This is a genomic window from Bradyrhizobium sp. 35 (assembly GCF_023073215.1).
Classification (GTDB): domain Bacteria; phylum Pseudomonadota; class Alphaproteobacteria; order Rhizobiales; family Xanthobacteraceae; genus Bradyrhizobium; species Bradyrhizobium canariense_D.
Genome location: NZ_JADPJC010000168.1, coordinates 81220 through 95582, shown reverse-complemented (window position 1 = coordinate 95582; position 14363 = coordinate 81220). Strand labels below are relative to the sequence as shown.

13 protein-coding genes and 1 tRNA gene are annotated in these 14363 nt (G+C 65.4%); 2 read left to right on the top strand and 12 right to left on the bottom strand.

Annotation, left to right across the window (positions count from 1 at the left end; genetic code table 11):
- Nucleotides 1–13: 13 nt before the first annotated feature.
- From IVB36_RS39020 to IVB36_RS38995, 6 genes are all read right to left on the bottom strand, one after another.
- The gene (locus tag IVB36_RS39020; protein ID WP_018455107.1) at nt 14–979 is read right to left on the bottom strand and encodes a cation diffusion facilitator family transporter; all 966 of its coding nucleotides are present in this window, start codon (nt 977–979) and stop codon (nt 14–16) included.
- A 2-nt stretch (nt 980–981) separates the two neighbouring features.
- Complete coding sequence (locus IVB36_RS39015; protein WP_018455106.1) at nt 982–4200, bottom strand: CusA/CzcA family heavy metal efflux RND transporter; 3219 nt, start codon at nt 4198–4200, stop codon at nt 982–984.
- Nucleotides 4193–5182 carry a divalent metal ion exporter adaptor subunit IhpB gene (gene ihpB, locus IVB36_RS39010; protein ID WP_247395015.1) on the bottom strand — a complete coding sequence of 330 codons (990 nt, stop codon included), beginning with the start codon at nt 5180–5182 and terminating at the stop codon, nt 4193–4195. The genes IVB36_RS39015 and ihpB overlap by 8 nt, the downstream gene beginning before the upstream one ends.
- Complete coding sequence (ihpA, locus tag IVB36_RS39005) at nt 5179–6453, bottom strand: divalent metal ion exporter subunit IhpA (RefSeq protein WP_085353357.1); 1275 nt, start codon at nt 6451–6453, stop codon at nt 5179–5181. The genes ihpB and ihpA overlap by 4 nt, the downstream gene beginning before the upstream one ends.
- 56 nt (nt 6454–6509) lie before the next feature.
- Nucleotides 6510–6872, bottom strand: a complete 363-nt coding sequence (locus IVB36_RS39000; RefSeq protein ID WP_085353356.1) for a hypothetical protein — start codon at nt 6870–6872, stop codon at nt 6510–6512.
- Nucleotides 6873–6992: 120 nt separating this feature from the next.
- On the bottom strand, nt 6993–7217 hold the full coding sequence (locus tag IVB36_RS38995) for a hypothetical protein (protein ID WP_018455102.1): 225 nt from the start codon (nt 7215–7217) through the stop codon (nt 6993–6995).
- Nucleotides 7218–7570: 353 nt separating this feature from the next.
- Here IVB36_RS38995 and IVB36_RS38990 point away from each other — a divergent pair, with 353 nt between their 5' ends.
- Nucleotides 7571–8464: a hypothetical protein gene (locus tag IVB36_RS38990; RefSeq protein WP_204511353.1), complete on the top strand. Its 894-nt coding sequence runs from the start codon at nt 7571–7573 to the stop codon at nt 8462–8464.
- A gap of 55 nt (nt 8465–8519) precedes the next feature.
- On the opposite strand, the gene pepT is transcribed toward IVB36_RS38990, so the two are convergent.
- From pepT to IVB36_RS38960, 6 genes are all read right to left on the bottom strand, one after another.
- Nucleotides 8520–9770, bottom strand: a complete 1251-nt coding sequence (gene pepT / locus IVB36_RS38985) for a peptidase T (protein ID WP_204511352.1) — start codon at nt 9768–9770, stop codon at nt 8520–8522.
- A 102-nt stretch (nt 9771–9872) separates the two neighbouring features.
- Nucleotides 9873–10187, bottom strand: coding sequence for an HU family DNA-binding protein (locus IVB36_RS38980; protein WP_018455099.1), 315 nt, complete (start codon nt 10185–10187; stop codon nt 9873–9875).
- Nucleotides 10188–10380: 193 nt separating this feature from the next.
- Nucleotides 10381–10457, bottom strand: a tRNA-Asp gene (locus tag IVB36_RS38975).
- Nucleotides 10458–10617: 160 nt separating this feature from the next.
- On the bottom strand, nt 10618–10821 hold the full coding sequence (locus tag IVB36_RS38970) for a hypothetical protein (protein ID WP_026232877.1): 204 nt from the start codon (nt 10819–10821) through the stop codon (nt 10618–10620).
- A gap of 141 nt (nt 10822–10962) precedes the next feature.
- A complete protein-coding gene (locus IVB36_RS38965; RefSeq protein ID WP_345946519.1) occupies nt 10963–12258 on the bottom strand; it encodes an MFS transporter in 1296 nt (431 codons plus the stop codon).
- 60 nt (nt 12259–12318) lie between these two features.
- Nucleotides 12319–13509: an aromatic ring-hydroxylating dioxygenase subunit alpha gene (locus tag IVB36_RS38960; RefSeq protein WP_247375171.1), complete on the bottom strand. Its 1191-nt coding sequence runs from the start codon at nt 13507–13509 to the stop codon at nt 12319–12321.
- Between the two features lie 180 nt (nt 13510–13689).
- Here IVB36_RS38960 and IVB36_RS38955 point away from each other — a divergent pair, with 180 nt between their 5' ends.
- Nucleotides 13690–14205, top strand: a complete 516-nt coding sequence (locus IVB36_RS38955) for a MarR family transcriptional regulator (protein ID WP_018455095.1) — start codon at nt 13690–13692, stop codon at nt 14203–14205.
- The last annotated feature ends 158 nt before the right edge of the window (nt 14206–14363 follow it).

The window sequence follows — 14363 nt, the reverse complement described above, 5'->3', positions numbered from 1 at the left end:
CAACGCAACTACCTCACACCACGTCATCCGGCGCCAGCGCGCAGCCATTGTCCGGATGCGTCTCGATCTGAAGCGTGGTGTGGCCGATGCGGTGGGAGCGCTTCAGCATCTGCGCCGTCTCCATCAGGAAGGCATCGCCGGCGCCGGTGGGCATGACGAGGTGGCAGGTCAGCGCCGTCTCGGTGGTCGAGATCGGCCAGACGTGGAGATCGTGGATCGCAGTGACGCCGGGCCGCTCCAGCAGAAGGATCTTGATCGCGGCAATGTCGGTGCCCCTGGGCGCCGCCGCCATCGACATGTCGATGGAGCCACGGAGCAGGCTGGTGGTGCTCCAGAGGATGGTGGCGCAGATGACGAGGCTGGTGACGGGATCGAGCCAGAGCCAGCCGGTCCAGATGATCAGCGCCGCCGAGATGACGACGCCGAGCGAGACCGCGGCGTCGGCCGCCATGTGCAGATAGGCGCCTTCGATGTTGATGTCGTCCTTGCGACCGCGCGCGAACAACATGGCGGTAAAACCGTTGATGAGGATGCCGATGCCGGCGACCACCATCACGGTGATGCCGGCGACCGGCTCCGGCTCCCGCAGGCGCAAAATCGCTTCCCAGCCGATCGCGCCGGTTGCGACCAGCAGGAACACCGCGTTCGCCAGCGCCGCCAGGATGGTGGAGGCGCGCAGGCCATAGGTGAAGCGGCCGCTGGGCGCGCGCCGCGCCGCGATCGACGCGCACCAGGCCACGACCAAGCCGAGCACGTCGGAAAGATTATGGCCGGCGTCCGCAAGCAGAGCCGTGGAGTTGCCGATATAGCCGTAGACGGCCTCCGCCAAGACCAGCGCGGTGTTGAGCGAGATGCCGATCGCGAATGCCTTGCCGAAACTGGCGGGCGCATGGGCATGGGCGTGGCCACCATGATCGTGATCGTGGCTATGATCATCGTGATGATGGCCGTGATGGCCGTGATGGTCGTGGCTGCCCACCTCTACCGCTCCCCGGACGCTGCCAAATCAGGCGCTATTGTAGGCGTTTCGGCAGCCCCGTCACGGCGGAACAGCACGTAGAGCGCCGGCAGCACCAGCAGCGTCAGCACGGTCGAGGAGATGATACCGCCGATCACCACGGTCGCAAGCGGCCGCTGCACCTCGGCACCGGCCCCGGTGGCAAGGGCCATCGGCACGAAGCCGAGGGACGCGACGAGGGCCGTCATCAGCACCGGACGCAGGCGTGTCAGCGCGCCCTCGCGCACCGCGTCGGCAACGGGGTGGCCCTCGCTGCGCAGCCGCTCGATGAAGGCGATGATGACGAGCCCGTTGAGGACGGCGACGCCCGACAGTGCGATGAAGCCGACGCCGGCGCTGATCGACAGCGGAATACCGCGCAGCAGCAGCGCCATGACGCCGCCGGTCAGTGCCAGCGGCACGCCGGAGAACACGAGGGCCGCATCAGCCGCCGATCCCATGCCCATGAACAGCAGCAGGAAGACCAGCAGCAACGCCAACGGCACCACGAGCGTCAGCCGCTTGGTGGCGGAGACCAGCTGCTCGAACTGTCCGCCCCAGCCGATCCAGTAGCCCGGCGGCAGCTTGACCTTCTCCGCGACGGCCGCCTCCGCCTCGGTGACGAAGGAGCCGAGATCGCGCGCGCGGACATTGGCGGTGACCACGATGCGCCGCTTGCCGTTCTCGCGGCTGATCTGGTTGGGGCCGGGCGTCGCATCGACGGTGGCAACCGACGACAGCGGCACATAGCGCATCTGGGCGAGGGGGGAGCCGGGCAGTGCCGTCCGGATCGGCGCACCGATTGTCGCATCCTCACCCGGCGGCAGCGGGATCGGGATTGCCCTGATGGCTTCGAGATTGCCGCGCAGATGTTCCGGCAGGCGCACGACGATGTCGAAGCGGCGGTCGCCCTCGAACAGCTTGCCGGCCGACTTGCCGCCGACCGCGATCTCGACGATGCCCTGCACCTCGCTGATGCTGAGCCCATACCGGGCGAGCGCCTGGCGGTCGAGGCGGACGGTGAGGATCGGCAGGCCCGAGACCTGCTCGATCTTGACGTCGCTGGCGCCGCGGATGCCGCGGATCGCGGCTTCGACCTGTTTTGCCGCGCCTTGCAGGATGTCGAGGTCGTCGCCGAAGATCTTGACGCCGACGTCGCTTCGCACGCCGGAGATCAACTCGTTGACGCGGAACTGGATCGGCTGGGAGATTTCATAGGCGCTGCCGGGGATGTCGTCGGCGGCACGGGCGATGGCCTCGATCACCTCGGCCTTGGAGCTGCCAGGGTCGGGCCATTCGGCGCGCGGCTTCAGCATGATGTAGCCGTCGGTCTGTGCCGGCGACATCGGGTCGGTTGCGATCTCGGCGGTGCCGATGCGGGTGAAGAACTCCTTCACCTCCGGAATCTGCTTGACGCGCTTTTCCAGCGCCTTTTGCAGGTCCAGCGACTGGGTCAGGCTGGTGCCGGGAATCCGGATCGAGGCCAGCGCGACGTCGCCTTCGTCCAGGCTCGGGATGAACTCGCCGCCCATGCGCGCGGCGGCAACGCAGCTTGCGACCACGATGATGGCGGCCATGATTGCGACGCCAAGGCGATGGTCGATCGCCAGCCGGAGCACGGGGAGATAGGCGCGCTTCGCCAGCCGCATGAACAGGTTTTCGTGTTCGGACACCTTGCCGGTGACGAAGATGGCAACCGCCGCCGGCACGAAGGTGATGGAGAACAGCACCGCGGCACCCAGCGCCATCAGCACCGTCAGGGCCATCGGCGTGAACATCTTGCCCTCGACGCCGGTCAGCGTCAGCACCGGCAGGTAGACCACTGCGATGATCAGCGTTCCGAACAGGCTCGGCTTGATCACCTCGCTCGACCCACTCCGGATCGCGCGCAGCCGTTCGGAGATCGTGAGCAGGCCGCCTTTCTCGCGCTGGACCTCGGCCAGCATGCGCAGGCAGTTCTCGACGATGATCACGGCGCCGTCGACGATGATGCCGAAATCGATTGCACCCAGGCTCATCAGGTTCGCGCTGACCTTGGTCTCGACCATGCCGGTGACCGTCATGGCCATGGACAGCGGAATGACGCAAGCCACCACCAGCGCGGCGCGGATGTTGCCGAGGATCAGGAACAGCACGGCCACGACCAGGGCCGCGCCTTCCAGCAGATTGCTCTCGACGGTGCGGATGGTGGCTTCGACCAGATCGGTGCGGTCGTAGACGGTCCGCGTCACGACGCCGTCGGGCAGCGATTTGGCGATATCCTCCAGCCGGGCCGCGACACGGCGCGCCACGGTGCGGCTGTTCTCGCCGATCAAAAGCATGGCGGTGCCGAGCACGGTTTCCTCGCCATCGCGCGTTGCGGCTCCCGTGCGCAAATCGCGGCCTTCGGTGACGGTCGCGATATCCCTGATCCTGACGGGATTGCCGCCGCGCGAGCCGATGACGATGTCCCTGATTTCGCCGACATTGCCGACCTGGCCCGGCGAGCGAACCAGATATTGCTCGCCGTTGCGCTCGATATAGCCGGCGCCGACATCGGCATTGTTGGCGGCGAGCGCCGTCATGACGTCGCGAAAGCCGAGCCGGTAGGCCATCAGCTTGCCGGGATCGGGGAGCACATGGAATTGCCGCTCGAAGCCGCCGATGGTGTTGACCTCGATCACCCCCGGCACGTTGCGAAGCTGCGGCTTGATGATCCAGTCCTGCACGGTGCGCAAGTCGGTCAGCGAATAGTCGTGGCCGCCTTGCGTCTTCGCGCCCGCCTTGGCCTCGACGGTGTACATGAAGATTTCGCCGAGCCCGGTCGAGACCGGTCCCATCGCGACCTCGACGCCGGCCGGAAGCTGGTCCTTCACCTGCTGGATCCGTTCGCCGACGAGCTGGCGGGCAAAATAGATGTCGGTGCCGTCCTTGAAGACGACGGTCACCTGACTCAGGCCGTAGCGCGACAGCGAGCGCGTGTAGTCGAGCTTGGGCAGCCCGCCCATCGCGGTCTCGACCGGGAAGGTGATGCGCTGCTCGGTTTCCAGCGGCGAATAGCCGGGGGCGCGGGTGTTGATCTGGACCTGGACGTTGGTGATGTCAGGCACGGCGTCGATCGGAAGGCGTTGGAAATTCCACGCTCCGAAAGCGACGGCGCCGAGCGCGAGCAGCAGGACCAGCCAGCGCTGCTGCAGCGAGACCGCGATGAGACGCTCAATCATGCTCGGCCTCGCCCTTGCCCATCTCCGCCTTCACGACGAAGCTGTTTTCCGCGACGTAATGCTCGCCGGCCGATAGACCGGCCTTGATCTCGACATGGCGCGGGTCGGAATCGCCAAGCTCCACCGGGCGCGCCTCGATCTTGTCGCCGTCCTCACGAACGAACACGATAGTCCTGTTCTCCAGCGTCTGGATCGCGCTTTTGCGCACCGCGACCGCGACGTTGCGGGCGGCGAGGATCAGCCGTGCCGTGACAAACAGGCCGGGACGCAAGCGCCCGTCCCGATTTGGCAGCACCACGCGCGCCAGCGCCGTCTGGGTCTCGCTCGAGCCGATCGGGGCCATGTAGGCGATCGTGCCCTTGATCTCGCCGCGGCCGTCGTCGGGATCGATCAGCACCTCGTCGTTGAGACGAACGCGCCGCAGATCCTGGCGATAGATCGACAGATCGACCCAGATAGTGGAGAGGTCGGCGACGACGAAGGCGGGCTTCTGCTCGGAGGCGTATTCGCCGAGCGAAATCTGCCGCTCGATGACGGTGCCGGCAAGCGGCGCCTTGAGCTCGTAGACGGTGAGACTCTGGTTGCTCTCGACCGCGGCGAGCAGATCGTCCTTGCCGACCTCGTCGCCGATGCGCTTCTGGATCGATTTGGCAACGCCGGGAAAGCGCGGCGTCACCTGCACCACGGCTTCCTGGTTGGCGCGCAGGATGCCGTTGAAGGCGAGCGTGTCGGTCAGCGTGACGCTCCCGGCTTCCGCCAGCGTCACGCCGGCGGCGGCAAGCTTGACGTCGGAGATGCGGATCCGGTCGGCACCGTGCTCGTCCTGCTCGACATGGTCGTTCGGCTTCTCCGGCTTCTTGTCCGCGGCGTGTTCGGCATGCTCGACCCTGGCCGGGCCGAGCAGGGAATAGCCGTAAGCGCCAAGTGCGACGCCAAGTGCGGCGGCAACGAATGCGACGAGGATGGTGGAGGACGTCTTCATCGTGCGCTCTCCCGCGCCAGCGTAAAGGGATTGCCGACGAGCCCTTCGATGGTCGCCACCCCCGCGTGGAAATTCTGCAGCGCCTCCTGCTCGCGCAGCCGCGCCTGGGTGACGCTGGCCTGGGCATCGAGCACTTCGAGCAGGCTGAAGCGGCCCTGGCCGTAGCCTTGCGCGATGGCGTCCGAGGCTTCGGTGGCCTTGGGAATGGCGCTCTCGCGCAGCACCGCGAGCTCGCGCAGCGAGCCCTGCAGCGAGTCGTAGGCGCGGCCGGCGACCACGATCAGCGTGTTGCGGTTGGCCTCGCGCTCGGCCTTGGTCTTGGCGAGGCTTTCCTGGGCCGAAAGGATATTGCCCTGGTTCTGGTCGAACACGGGGATCGGCACCGAGACGGTGAGGCGCGCCGCGTCGTCATTGGTCTCGTTGAAATGGCGCCAGCCGGCGGCGATCCGCACGTCGGGATAGGGCCTTAGCCGCGCCAGCAACAGCTCGGCGTTGCGCTGGGCATAGATCGCGGTCCAGCGCACCAGCTGCGGATTGGCATCGATCGCGGCGACGACCGACTGGAACGTCGGCGGCCGGCCCATGGTGTCGAGCCGTCCGGAGACCTCGCCGAATTTCGGTGCCGCGTCGCCCATCAAGACCGCAAGCTCGCGCCGGGCGCTGGCCAGCGTCGCCTTGAAGCGCTCGCGGTCGGCCTTCACCAGTGCGGACGCCACCTCCGCACGGCCGGTCTCGGCCGGCGAGGAGGCGCCGGCCTCGACGCGTCGGCGCAAAAGCGGCGTCAGCCGGTCGATGGCGGTGATCTGCTCGTCGAGGATCTGGATGCGCCGCTGTGCGCCGAGCACGCTGAGGAAGGCGATCGCGGTCTCCGACAGCACCTCCAGCCTGACGGCTTTGCGCTGGATCGCGGCGACCTCGATGCCGGCGACGCCAGCTGCAATCCGCGCGTCGCGCTTGCCGAACAGCTCGAAGGCCTGGCTGATCTGGAGCGTGGTCTCGGCCGATCGTGTGCCGCGATAGATGCCGGACCCGAACGAATTGTCCTGTTCGTAGGTCAGTTCCGGATTGAGAAGCGCACCTGCCTGGATGCGCTGGCCCGTGGCGATGCCGACATCGCGCTCCGCCGCGGTCAGCCGCGGGCTCGCGGCCAGCGCGCGCGAAAGCGCGCTCCGCATCGTCAGAGTCTGGGCGTGAGATGGCGCAAGCGCCGATCCGGCAATCAGACACGCTGCCGCGCACGCCAGGCGCGCGGCCATTCCCCTGAAAAACATGAAACCGACCTGTGAGGATGAACCGAATGGACGCTCGTGGCGCCCGACCAATCCGTTCAGGCCATATGTTTGGGAGGCGGGGAGTCGGTGTCGGGAACAATGCCGGCGAGCCGGGGTGCGCGTTGCGGGCGCGATGCGGACACGAGCCCGATCGATCCGGCCGGTGGCGTCGGCTGCGCCACCGTCACCGAGAAGCAGCCATGGCAATGATGCCCGCCGATGGCCTTGTGGTCGTTGTGATCCGCCGAGCCGTCAAGCACCGCGCTGATCTCCGAGCCGCCACCGGGCGTGGTGACGTCGATGTCGTGCAGGCCATGCAGCGCTCCCGCGAGCAGGTAGACGACCGCGATCAGCACAGACAGCAGCCCGCGCCAGTTGCGCGGCCGGCATGATCCTGAGGGCTGGCGGTTCGCGAGCACGACGTCACTCTGGTTGCGGTCTGCGCCCGGCCTAGCATGGCGTTGGGAACAGTGTCGACCCGCAACATTGTTACGTTCCGGGAACAATTGCCGCAGCGCTCGCGAAGACGGCAGCTCTTCTCATTGGCGTGTGATCAAGCTCAGCCGAGCATCGGCTGCCGCTCCGCGTGCAACGTTCGGCATATCGCCGCCTTCGACCGTGACGACGGCGCGGCAGCCCGCTTCCATGGCCCGTTCCAGCCATTTGATGGCTTCATCGATCCACTGGTCGTGGTGCTCGGGATCGGCGATCGCCTTTTCCCGGAATGCATCTGCCTGATGAAGGCACGCGGTTCTGCGATCCACGCGGCTCTCCCGATCCGGAGGTTCCCGCCCCGAGCGCATCCTTGATGATCCGAGAGCCGGCGTCGTTAACATAGGACAGGAACCGGCGCACAAAAAGAAAGCCCCAGCCGGGACTTACCGGCTGAGGCTTTCGTGCTCACAAACTTCATCCTTGGGACTTGGACAGATAATCCGCATCGCGCGGGTTCGTTCCCGCTGGCTCGGTCCAATTTGGAACGTTCCTTGTTCATTGTGATTAGCGACGAGGAGAAATTGAGGAGGACGGACCATGGACGGATTGATTTATCTCATCGGCTTGATCGTGGTGGTCATGGCGATCTTGTCGTTCTTCGGCTTGCGCTGAGAGAGCGGCGATGACCATGGAAACTCTCATACGGGAAGACATCGTGGAAGGCGGCGGCGTCGCTGCCGATGAAAGGCGCATCATCCAGTGGAGCTCGGTGATCGCAGGCGCTTTGGCTGCCGGCGCAATGTCGTTCATCCTGGTCGGCTTTGGAGTCGCCGTCGGCCTGGGCGTCAGTTCAGCCTCGCCGACATGGCGCGATGCATCGGCGGCGCTGGCTTTGCTGTCGGGGCTGTATCTGATCATCCAGGCGATTATCAGCTTCGGCTTCGGCGGCTATATCGCCGGCCGGACGACGCGACCAGCCCCGGCGGTCACAACGATCGAAGACGAGGGCGAACGGCGGGACGGGCTGCATGGCCTGATGTCCTGGGCGCTCGCCGTGCTGCTTGGTGCCGCTCTGCTCGCGATGCTCGGCGCAGCTGCGATTGACCGCTCGCCGATGCGCAGTTCGGCGAGCAGTACCTCCGCCGCCGAGCCTCTGTTGAGCTACGAGCTGGATAAGCTGTTTCGCGCAGCGCGGCGGCCCCCCAACACCGACCTCAGGGAACCTCGTGCCGAAGCGGGACGCATCCTGATGACGGCGTCGAGCCACAGCGGCGTCAGCACCGATGACCGGGCCTACCTCGTGCAGCAGGTGGCCGCGTTGACGGGACTTGCAGCACCCGACTCGGAGCGACGGGTCGACACGCTGATCGCGGATTCAAGGACGGCCATCAATCGGGCGCGGCGTAACTCCATCATCGTCGCCTTCTCCGTTGCGGCAGCAACCCTGATCGGCGCTGCGGTGGCCTGGGCTGCGGCTGTTGCCGGTGGCCGGCATCGCGACGGCGCGCCGCTCCCGAACTGGATGGCGAGCTCCAACCGCTTCCATCGCTCTCCGCGTGCGATGCGGGTGCCGTAACGTGCAGGACGATGGCCGGGAGCGATCCCGGCCATATTGCCTTTTGACGAGAGGCCTAAGCCTTCTCCTCCCAGATCATGGCGAGATGGACGATCGTCTGCACCGCCTTCTCCATGTCCTGCCGGCTGACCCATTCGAGCCGGGAGTGAAATGCGTGCTCGCCGGCGAAGATGTTGGGGCAGGGCAGTCCCATGAAGGACAGGCGGGAGCCGTCGGTGCCGCCGCGGATCGCGGTGCGCATCGGGCGCAGGCCGGCGCGGCGGATCGCTTCGATGGCGTATTCAAGAATGTGCGGGTGGCGATCGATAACCTGCTTCATGTTGCGGTACTGCTCCCGCACCTCGAATGTGTAAGTCGAGCGCGGAAAATCCTTCATCACGTCCTTGACGATGTTCTCGAGCAGGATCTCCTTCTCCTTCAGCCCTTCCTCGGTGAAGTCGCGCACAATGAAGGAGAGCGTAGCCTGCTCCAGCGCACCCTCGATCCCGATCGGATGCAGAAAACCCTGCTTGCCTGATGTCGTCTCGGGCGAGCAGCCTTCCCGGGGCAGACGCTCGACGATGGCGGCGGCGATCTTGATGGCGTGCTCCATCTTGCCCTTGGCATAGCCGGGATGGGCGCTGACGCCGTTGATGGTGATGGTGGCGCCGTCCGCCGAGAAGGTCTCGTCCTCGACGCTACCCGCGCTCTCGCCGTCCATGGTGTAGCCGAAATCAGCGCCGAGCTTCTTGATGTCGACATTGTCGACGCCGCGGCCGATCTCCTCGTCCGGCGTGAACAGGATCTTGATGGTGCCGTGCTTCACTTGCGGGTTGTTGATGAAGAAATGCGCGGCATCCATGATCTCAGCCACGCCGGCCTTGTTGTCGGCACCGAGCAGCGTGGTGCCGTCGGTGGTGATGATGTCGTTGCCGATCTGGTTCTTCAGCGCCGGATGCTCGGCGAAGCGGATCACCTGGCTGGTATCGCCCGGCAGCGTGATGTCGCCGCCGCGATAGTTCTTCACCATCTGCGGCTTGACGTCGTTGCCGGTGACGTCGGGCGAAGTGTCCATGTGCGAGCAGAAGCAGATCACGGGCACCTTCTTGGTCGTGTTCGCCGGGATCGTTCCATAGACGTAGCCGTAATCATCGAGATGAGCGTCCTCGACGCCCATCTCCCTGAGCTCGGCGGCGAGCACACGGCCGAGATCTTTCTGTTTCTCGGTCGATGGCGAGGCCGGGGATTCCGGATCGGATTGGGTGTCGATGGTGACGTAGCGCAGGAAGCGCTCGGTCACGGTATGCGAAAAGGTGAGGGAGGACATTTCTGGTCAAACCGCCGGGTCAGGGGAGAGAGGCGGTATACCAGAAAAGCAGGGTGCGGTGAGGCCGGAGGAGGCTGATCAGGCTTAACGAAACGTGAGTGGTCAGATCGCCTCTTTTAGTTCCTTGACGGGGCGGAAGGCGACCTTCTTGGTGGCTTTGATGTGGATCGGCTCGCCCGTGGCGGGATTGCGGCCGGTGCGGGCGGCGCGCTTGCGGACCTGGAGGATGCCAAGGCCGACGATGCGGACGCGGTCGCCCTTCTTCAGGTGCTTGGTGATGAGTTCGACCATGTCGGTCAGAACGGCCTCGGCGCGCTTCTTCGACAGGTCCTGGCTCTCCGCAATGTCGGCGGCGAGGTGCTTGAGCGTGATGGTGGCGGGCGCGGCAGGCTTCTTCGTGGAATCCTTCTTAGCCATATCTGGCCTCCTCAATCACAGGGGCCCCGGAAAAGGCGGTAAAGGGTGGGGATCCCTCCAAGTCCTGCAAGGCCTAGACGATTCGGGCTTCGGCTGACTATGGCGCAAGTTCTCGACGGATGCCGGCGATCGCCGTCACAGCCGCGAAAGGCGTGTAGAAGTTTGTTCTAAGGCTATGAAGGAATTGCCAAAATGGCGCGAGAGACGGGGCTCGAACCCGCGACCTCCGGCGTGACAGGCCGGCGCTCTAACCAACTGAGCTACTCCCGCGTGGTTCGCTGACAGCGCGCGGAACGAGGGGGGACTTAAAGGCGGGGCTGGGTGAAGTCAAGGATGTTGCGCTTCACCGGCACATCCCGGCTAAGCATTGCTCTGGAAAACGAAAAAGGCGGCCAGGCGGCGGCCTCTGTCAGCCCCGAGCGGGGCGGTGTCAGCGGATCTCCGACGTCCCTGCGCTCGTCACCACCACCGGCTTCCCGGCCTTGATCACATGGGCGGACTGGGCGGTCTGGCTGTAATCGGCATTGGTGCGGGCTGCGATCCCGAAGCCGGCCACTGTAATTCCGGCCACCAGCGCCACCACCACGATCTTCAGATGGGTCGCACGATCAGCAGAGTGGATAGAGTGGTTCATCTGAGCCTCCCGACGGGCTTTGCCGCCGTCTATGGCTCGTCTTGTAAAGACCGTCTGTTTCCGGATGGTTTCGCGGGTTCCGCAAAATGGTTTCATTAATGCGCCCGGTTGGTTTCGCCGGGCTTGCGGCCTGTACCGGCGTCAGGCGGCCGCCCGGCCGATATCGTCCCGGATCGAGCGCGCCGCCCAGACGAACAGGAGTGCCCCCAGCGTGGTCGTGACCGCCGCCGAGAGCAGGGAATAGCGCACCGCGTCGGCGCCGTAAGCGCCCTTCAGGGCATCGTTGACCACGCCCACGGCGAGCGGGCCGAGGCCCTGGCCGAAGCAGGTGGCAGTGAGCGCGATCAGGGCGGAGGCCAGCGCCCGCATGCTCGGCTTGGCGACCGTCTGCGCGATCGCGAAGATCGGTCCGAGATGGAAGCCGACCAGGAACGAGGTCAGCGCCAGCGTGGCCACCATCAGCGCAAAGTCCTGCGTCAGCATGCACAGCGCGAACACCGGGCCGGCAAGGCCCGAGGTGATGGCGGGCGCCCACAGCTTCCAGCGGTCGTCGCGGCGGCTGATCTGCGCCACCACGAAGCCGCCGAGCAGGGTGCCGGCCATGCCGGCGAGCCCCTTGAAGGTGCCGGCATAGGTGCCGATCTCGGCGCTCGACAGATGGTGCACGCGCGCCAGGAACGGCGGGATCCAGGCCGCGGTCGCATAGTTCGTGTAAGTCGTGAGACAGAAGCCGATCAGCACGATGATGAAGCTTCGCTGCGAGGCCAGGAAGCGCAGCGTCGGCCCGAGCGGCTCGGGCACGAAATTCTCCTGCATGGCGCCGCGCTTCGGCTCGGAGATCGTCAGCCACAGGACAATAGCAAGCAGGATGCCGGGCAGGCCCGCAACGTAGAACGCCATCCGCCAGCCATAGTGCTGGTTGACGTACCCGCCCACGAAATAGCCGAGGAATACGCCGAGATAGGTGCCGACGGCGTAGATGCCGAGCGCGCGCGGACGCTCGTTCTTGGCGAAGAGGTCGGCGACGATCGATTGCGAGGCGGGCGAGCCCGCGGACTCGCCGATGCCGACGCCGATCCTCGCCAGCGCCAGCGAAGTGACGCTCGAAGCGGCGCCGCACAATGCCGTCATCGCGCTCCAGAACGCGAAGGCGGCGGCGACGATGTTGCGCCGGTTGAGCCGGTCGGCGACGCGCGCGATGGGGATGCCGAGCAGGGAGTAGAACAGCGCGAAGCCGAAGCCCGCGAGCAGGCCCATCATGGTATCGCTGAGCTGAAACTCCTTCTTGATCGGCTCGATCAGCACGTTGAAGATCGTGCGGTCGAGGAAGTTCAGCGCGTAGATGATCGTGAGCAGGCCTAGCACGTAATAGCGCCGCGCCGAGGGTTTTGCCGTCGCGGCCGTTTGCACCGACATTTGTGACGTCACATCGACCATCGCTTCCCCCAATTAGTCTTTGTTATCGTTGTCGGTCCAGCCCTGATTGGGGCTGGCAGGTCAGCCTTCGCGGATGTAATTCCCCGCTTCGAATTCGACGGGAGGCGCGCTTGCATCGAACGAGATTCCGATCGGATCGCGGCCTGCTTCCATCGCCTCGAGCTGGTCGCTCAGCATGCGTCGGATCATGAGGATGCCGCGGTCGCTCTGGCCGAAATGCTCCTCGGAATGGATGGTCTGCGGTCCTTGGCCGACCTGGGCTTCGTAATCGCCCGGAAATCGCTGATGTTCTTCTTCGGTCATGTCCCACCAGAATTTGCCGTTGAATTTCGAGCGCATGCGACCGATGTCGCCGGCGTTCTTGACGCGGCCGGCGACGTAGATGCGGAACGAGGTGTCGTCGATCGGCAGCGTCCAGCCGATCGACTCGACGCGGGCGAATTGCGCCACGCGCGGGTTTGGCACAACGCGCAAGGTGGGGAGCGCCGCCTCGGTGACGCGGTAAAACACCTTGCCGTCATCCTGCTTGCGGATCGAGCGCACGGCGATCCCGCGCGGCGTCTTGTCGAACGTCACCTCCGGCATCGATGCCATCATGTTGGTGAATTGCGGACCCGAGAACGAGCCGTGCAGCACCGGCACGTGGTAGGGATCGACCACGTTCTCGAAATGCTGGAGCCAGTTGCAGGGGATGATCGCGGGACCACCGCCGCCGATCGAGGAATCGTCGGCGTCGACGAACTCGCCGTCGTCCATGGTCTCCAGGCACTCATAGGCCGGCAGCACCGGGCGTTTCTCGGCGGGGCCCAGATAGGCGAAGATGAGCCCGTAGCGCTCCTCGACCGGATACCAGGGCTGGCGCACCTTGTCCTTGAACTGGCCGCCATCGGGCTCGCAGGGCTGCTCCAGGCAATGGCCCTCGGTGTCGAACTTCCAGCCGTGATAACAGCAGCGGATGCCGTCCTCCTCGACCTTGCCATAATAGAGCGTGGTGCCGCGGTGGCAGCAGCGGGCGTGCAGCAGGCCGGCGCGGCCGTGCTTGTCGCGGAACAGCACCAGATCCTCGCCGAGCGCGCGGACCTTCTTCGGAGTGTCGGTTGCGTCTCTGATGAGCCCGACCGGATGCCAGTAGCGGCGGAGCAGTTCGCCCATCGGCGTGCCGCGCATGACCGAGGTGAGCTCGGTGCGGGTGTGCGCCGGCTTCATCGCATAGGCCGTTCCGAGATCGCGATCCCGCTGCGTGATGGTCATGCTGGTCCTCCCGCAATCGGCCGTACCGGCCGGGCTTTTTTGATGCCTTGTACCAAGTGAAGATTAGATCGATGACAATGTCAACGATTTCCAAATGCCTCTTAATCGCATTCGGATCAGGCTGGGGAGGTCGCGCTACCAAGACTTGGCACGCCGCGGCTTTCTTGGCAGAGGTGGACCATGAGCCAGACATCAGGCAGGGACGGGCGCACATCGTCCGATGCGGACGAAAGTCAGTCGCTGGCGCCGATCACCGTCATGCTGTCGTCGCGGCTGATGGTGCTGGCCAATTTGCTCAAGCGCGGCGCCATCCTGCGCTACAAGCGTCTCGCCGGATTGTCATCGGTCGAGTTCGGCCTGGTCGCCTCGCTTGGCCGGCGGCCGCCGATGAGCGTGGCGCGGCTCGCGGAAGCCGTCGGCCAGGACAAGGGGCAGATCAGCCGCGCGCTTGCGGAACTCGTGTCGCGCAAGCTGATCGCGAAATCGGCGAACCCGAAGGATAGCCGCGAGGTGCTGGTCTCGCTGACCGCAACGGGCCTCGCGGCGCACGATGCGATCGTCGCCGGTGCGCAGGAGCGCAATCGGCGTTTGCGCGAACATCTGAGCGAAGCCGAGTTCGAGACGCTGCTGCAGCAGGTCGATCAATTGACGGCAATCGCCGCCGAGATGCTTGAGAGCGAGAAGATTTCGCGCTGACGTTTCGGCAATCCGGGAACATGTTGGATCGCTTCCAAGACCGTTTTTAAGACTCCTTCTAAGAGGCTTTCAATTAGGGAATTCGCGCGCGCTGCCCTAAGCGTCACCGCAAGCGCATGCCGTCATGGGCCGACAGCATGTGCCATCAGAACACGCAG

What these genes read in the sequence shown, in the direction of transcription:
- IVB36_RS38970 (WP_026232877.1), bottom strand. Translation starts at nt 10,821, where the DNA reads ATGAACCACTCTATCCACTCTGCTGATCGTGCGACCCATCTGAAGATC.
- IVB36_RS38980 (WP_018455099.1), bottom strand. Translation starts at nt 10,187, where the DNA reads ATGGCTAAGAAGGATTCCACGAAGAAGCCTGCCGCGCCCGCCACCATC.
- pepT (WP_204511352.1), bottom strand. Translation starts at nt 9,770, where the DNA reads ATGTCCTCCCTCACCTTTTCGCATACCGTGACCGAGCGCTTCCTGCGC.
- IVB36_RS38990 (WP_204511353.1), top strand. Translation starts at nt 7,571, where the DNA reads ATGACCATGGAAACTCTCATACGGGAAGACATCGTGGAAGGCGGCGGC.
- IVB36_RS38955 (WP_018455095.1), top strand. Translation starts at nt 13,690, where the DNA reads ATGAGCCAGACATCAGGCAGGGACGGGCGCACATCGTCCGATGCGGAC.
- IVB36_RS39015 (WP_018455106.1), bottom strand. Translation starts at nt 4,200, where the DNA reads ATGATTGAGCGTCTCATCGCGGTCTCGCTGCAGCAGCGCTGGCTGGTC.
- ihpB (WP_247395015.1), bottom strand. Translation starts at nt 5,182, where the DNA reads ATGAAGACGTCCTCCACCATCCTCGTCGCATTCGTTGCCGCCGCACTT.
- ihpA (WP_085353357.1), bottom strand. Translation starts at nt 6,453, where the DNA reads ATGTTTTTCAGGGGAATGGCCGCGCGCCTGGCGTGCGCGGCAGCGTGT.
- IVB36_RS38960 (WP_247375171.1), bottom strand. Translation starts at nt 13,509, where the DNA reads ATGACCATCACGCAGCGGGATCGCGATCTCGGAACGGCCTATGCGATG.
- IVB36_RS38965 (WP_345946519.1), bottom strand. Translation starts at nt 12,258, where the DNA reads ATGGTCGATGTGACGTCACAAATGTCGGTGCAAACGGCCGCGACGGCA.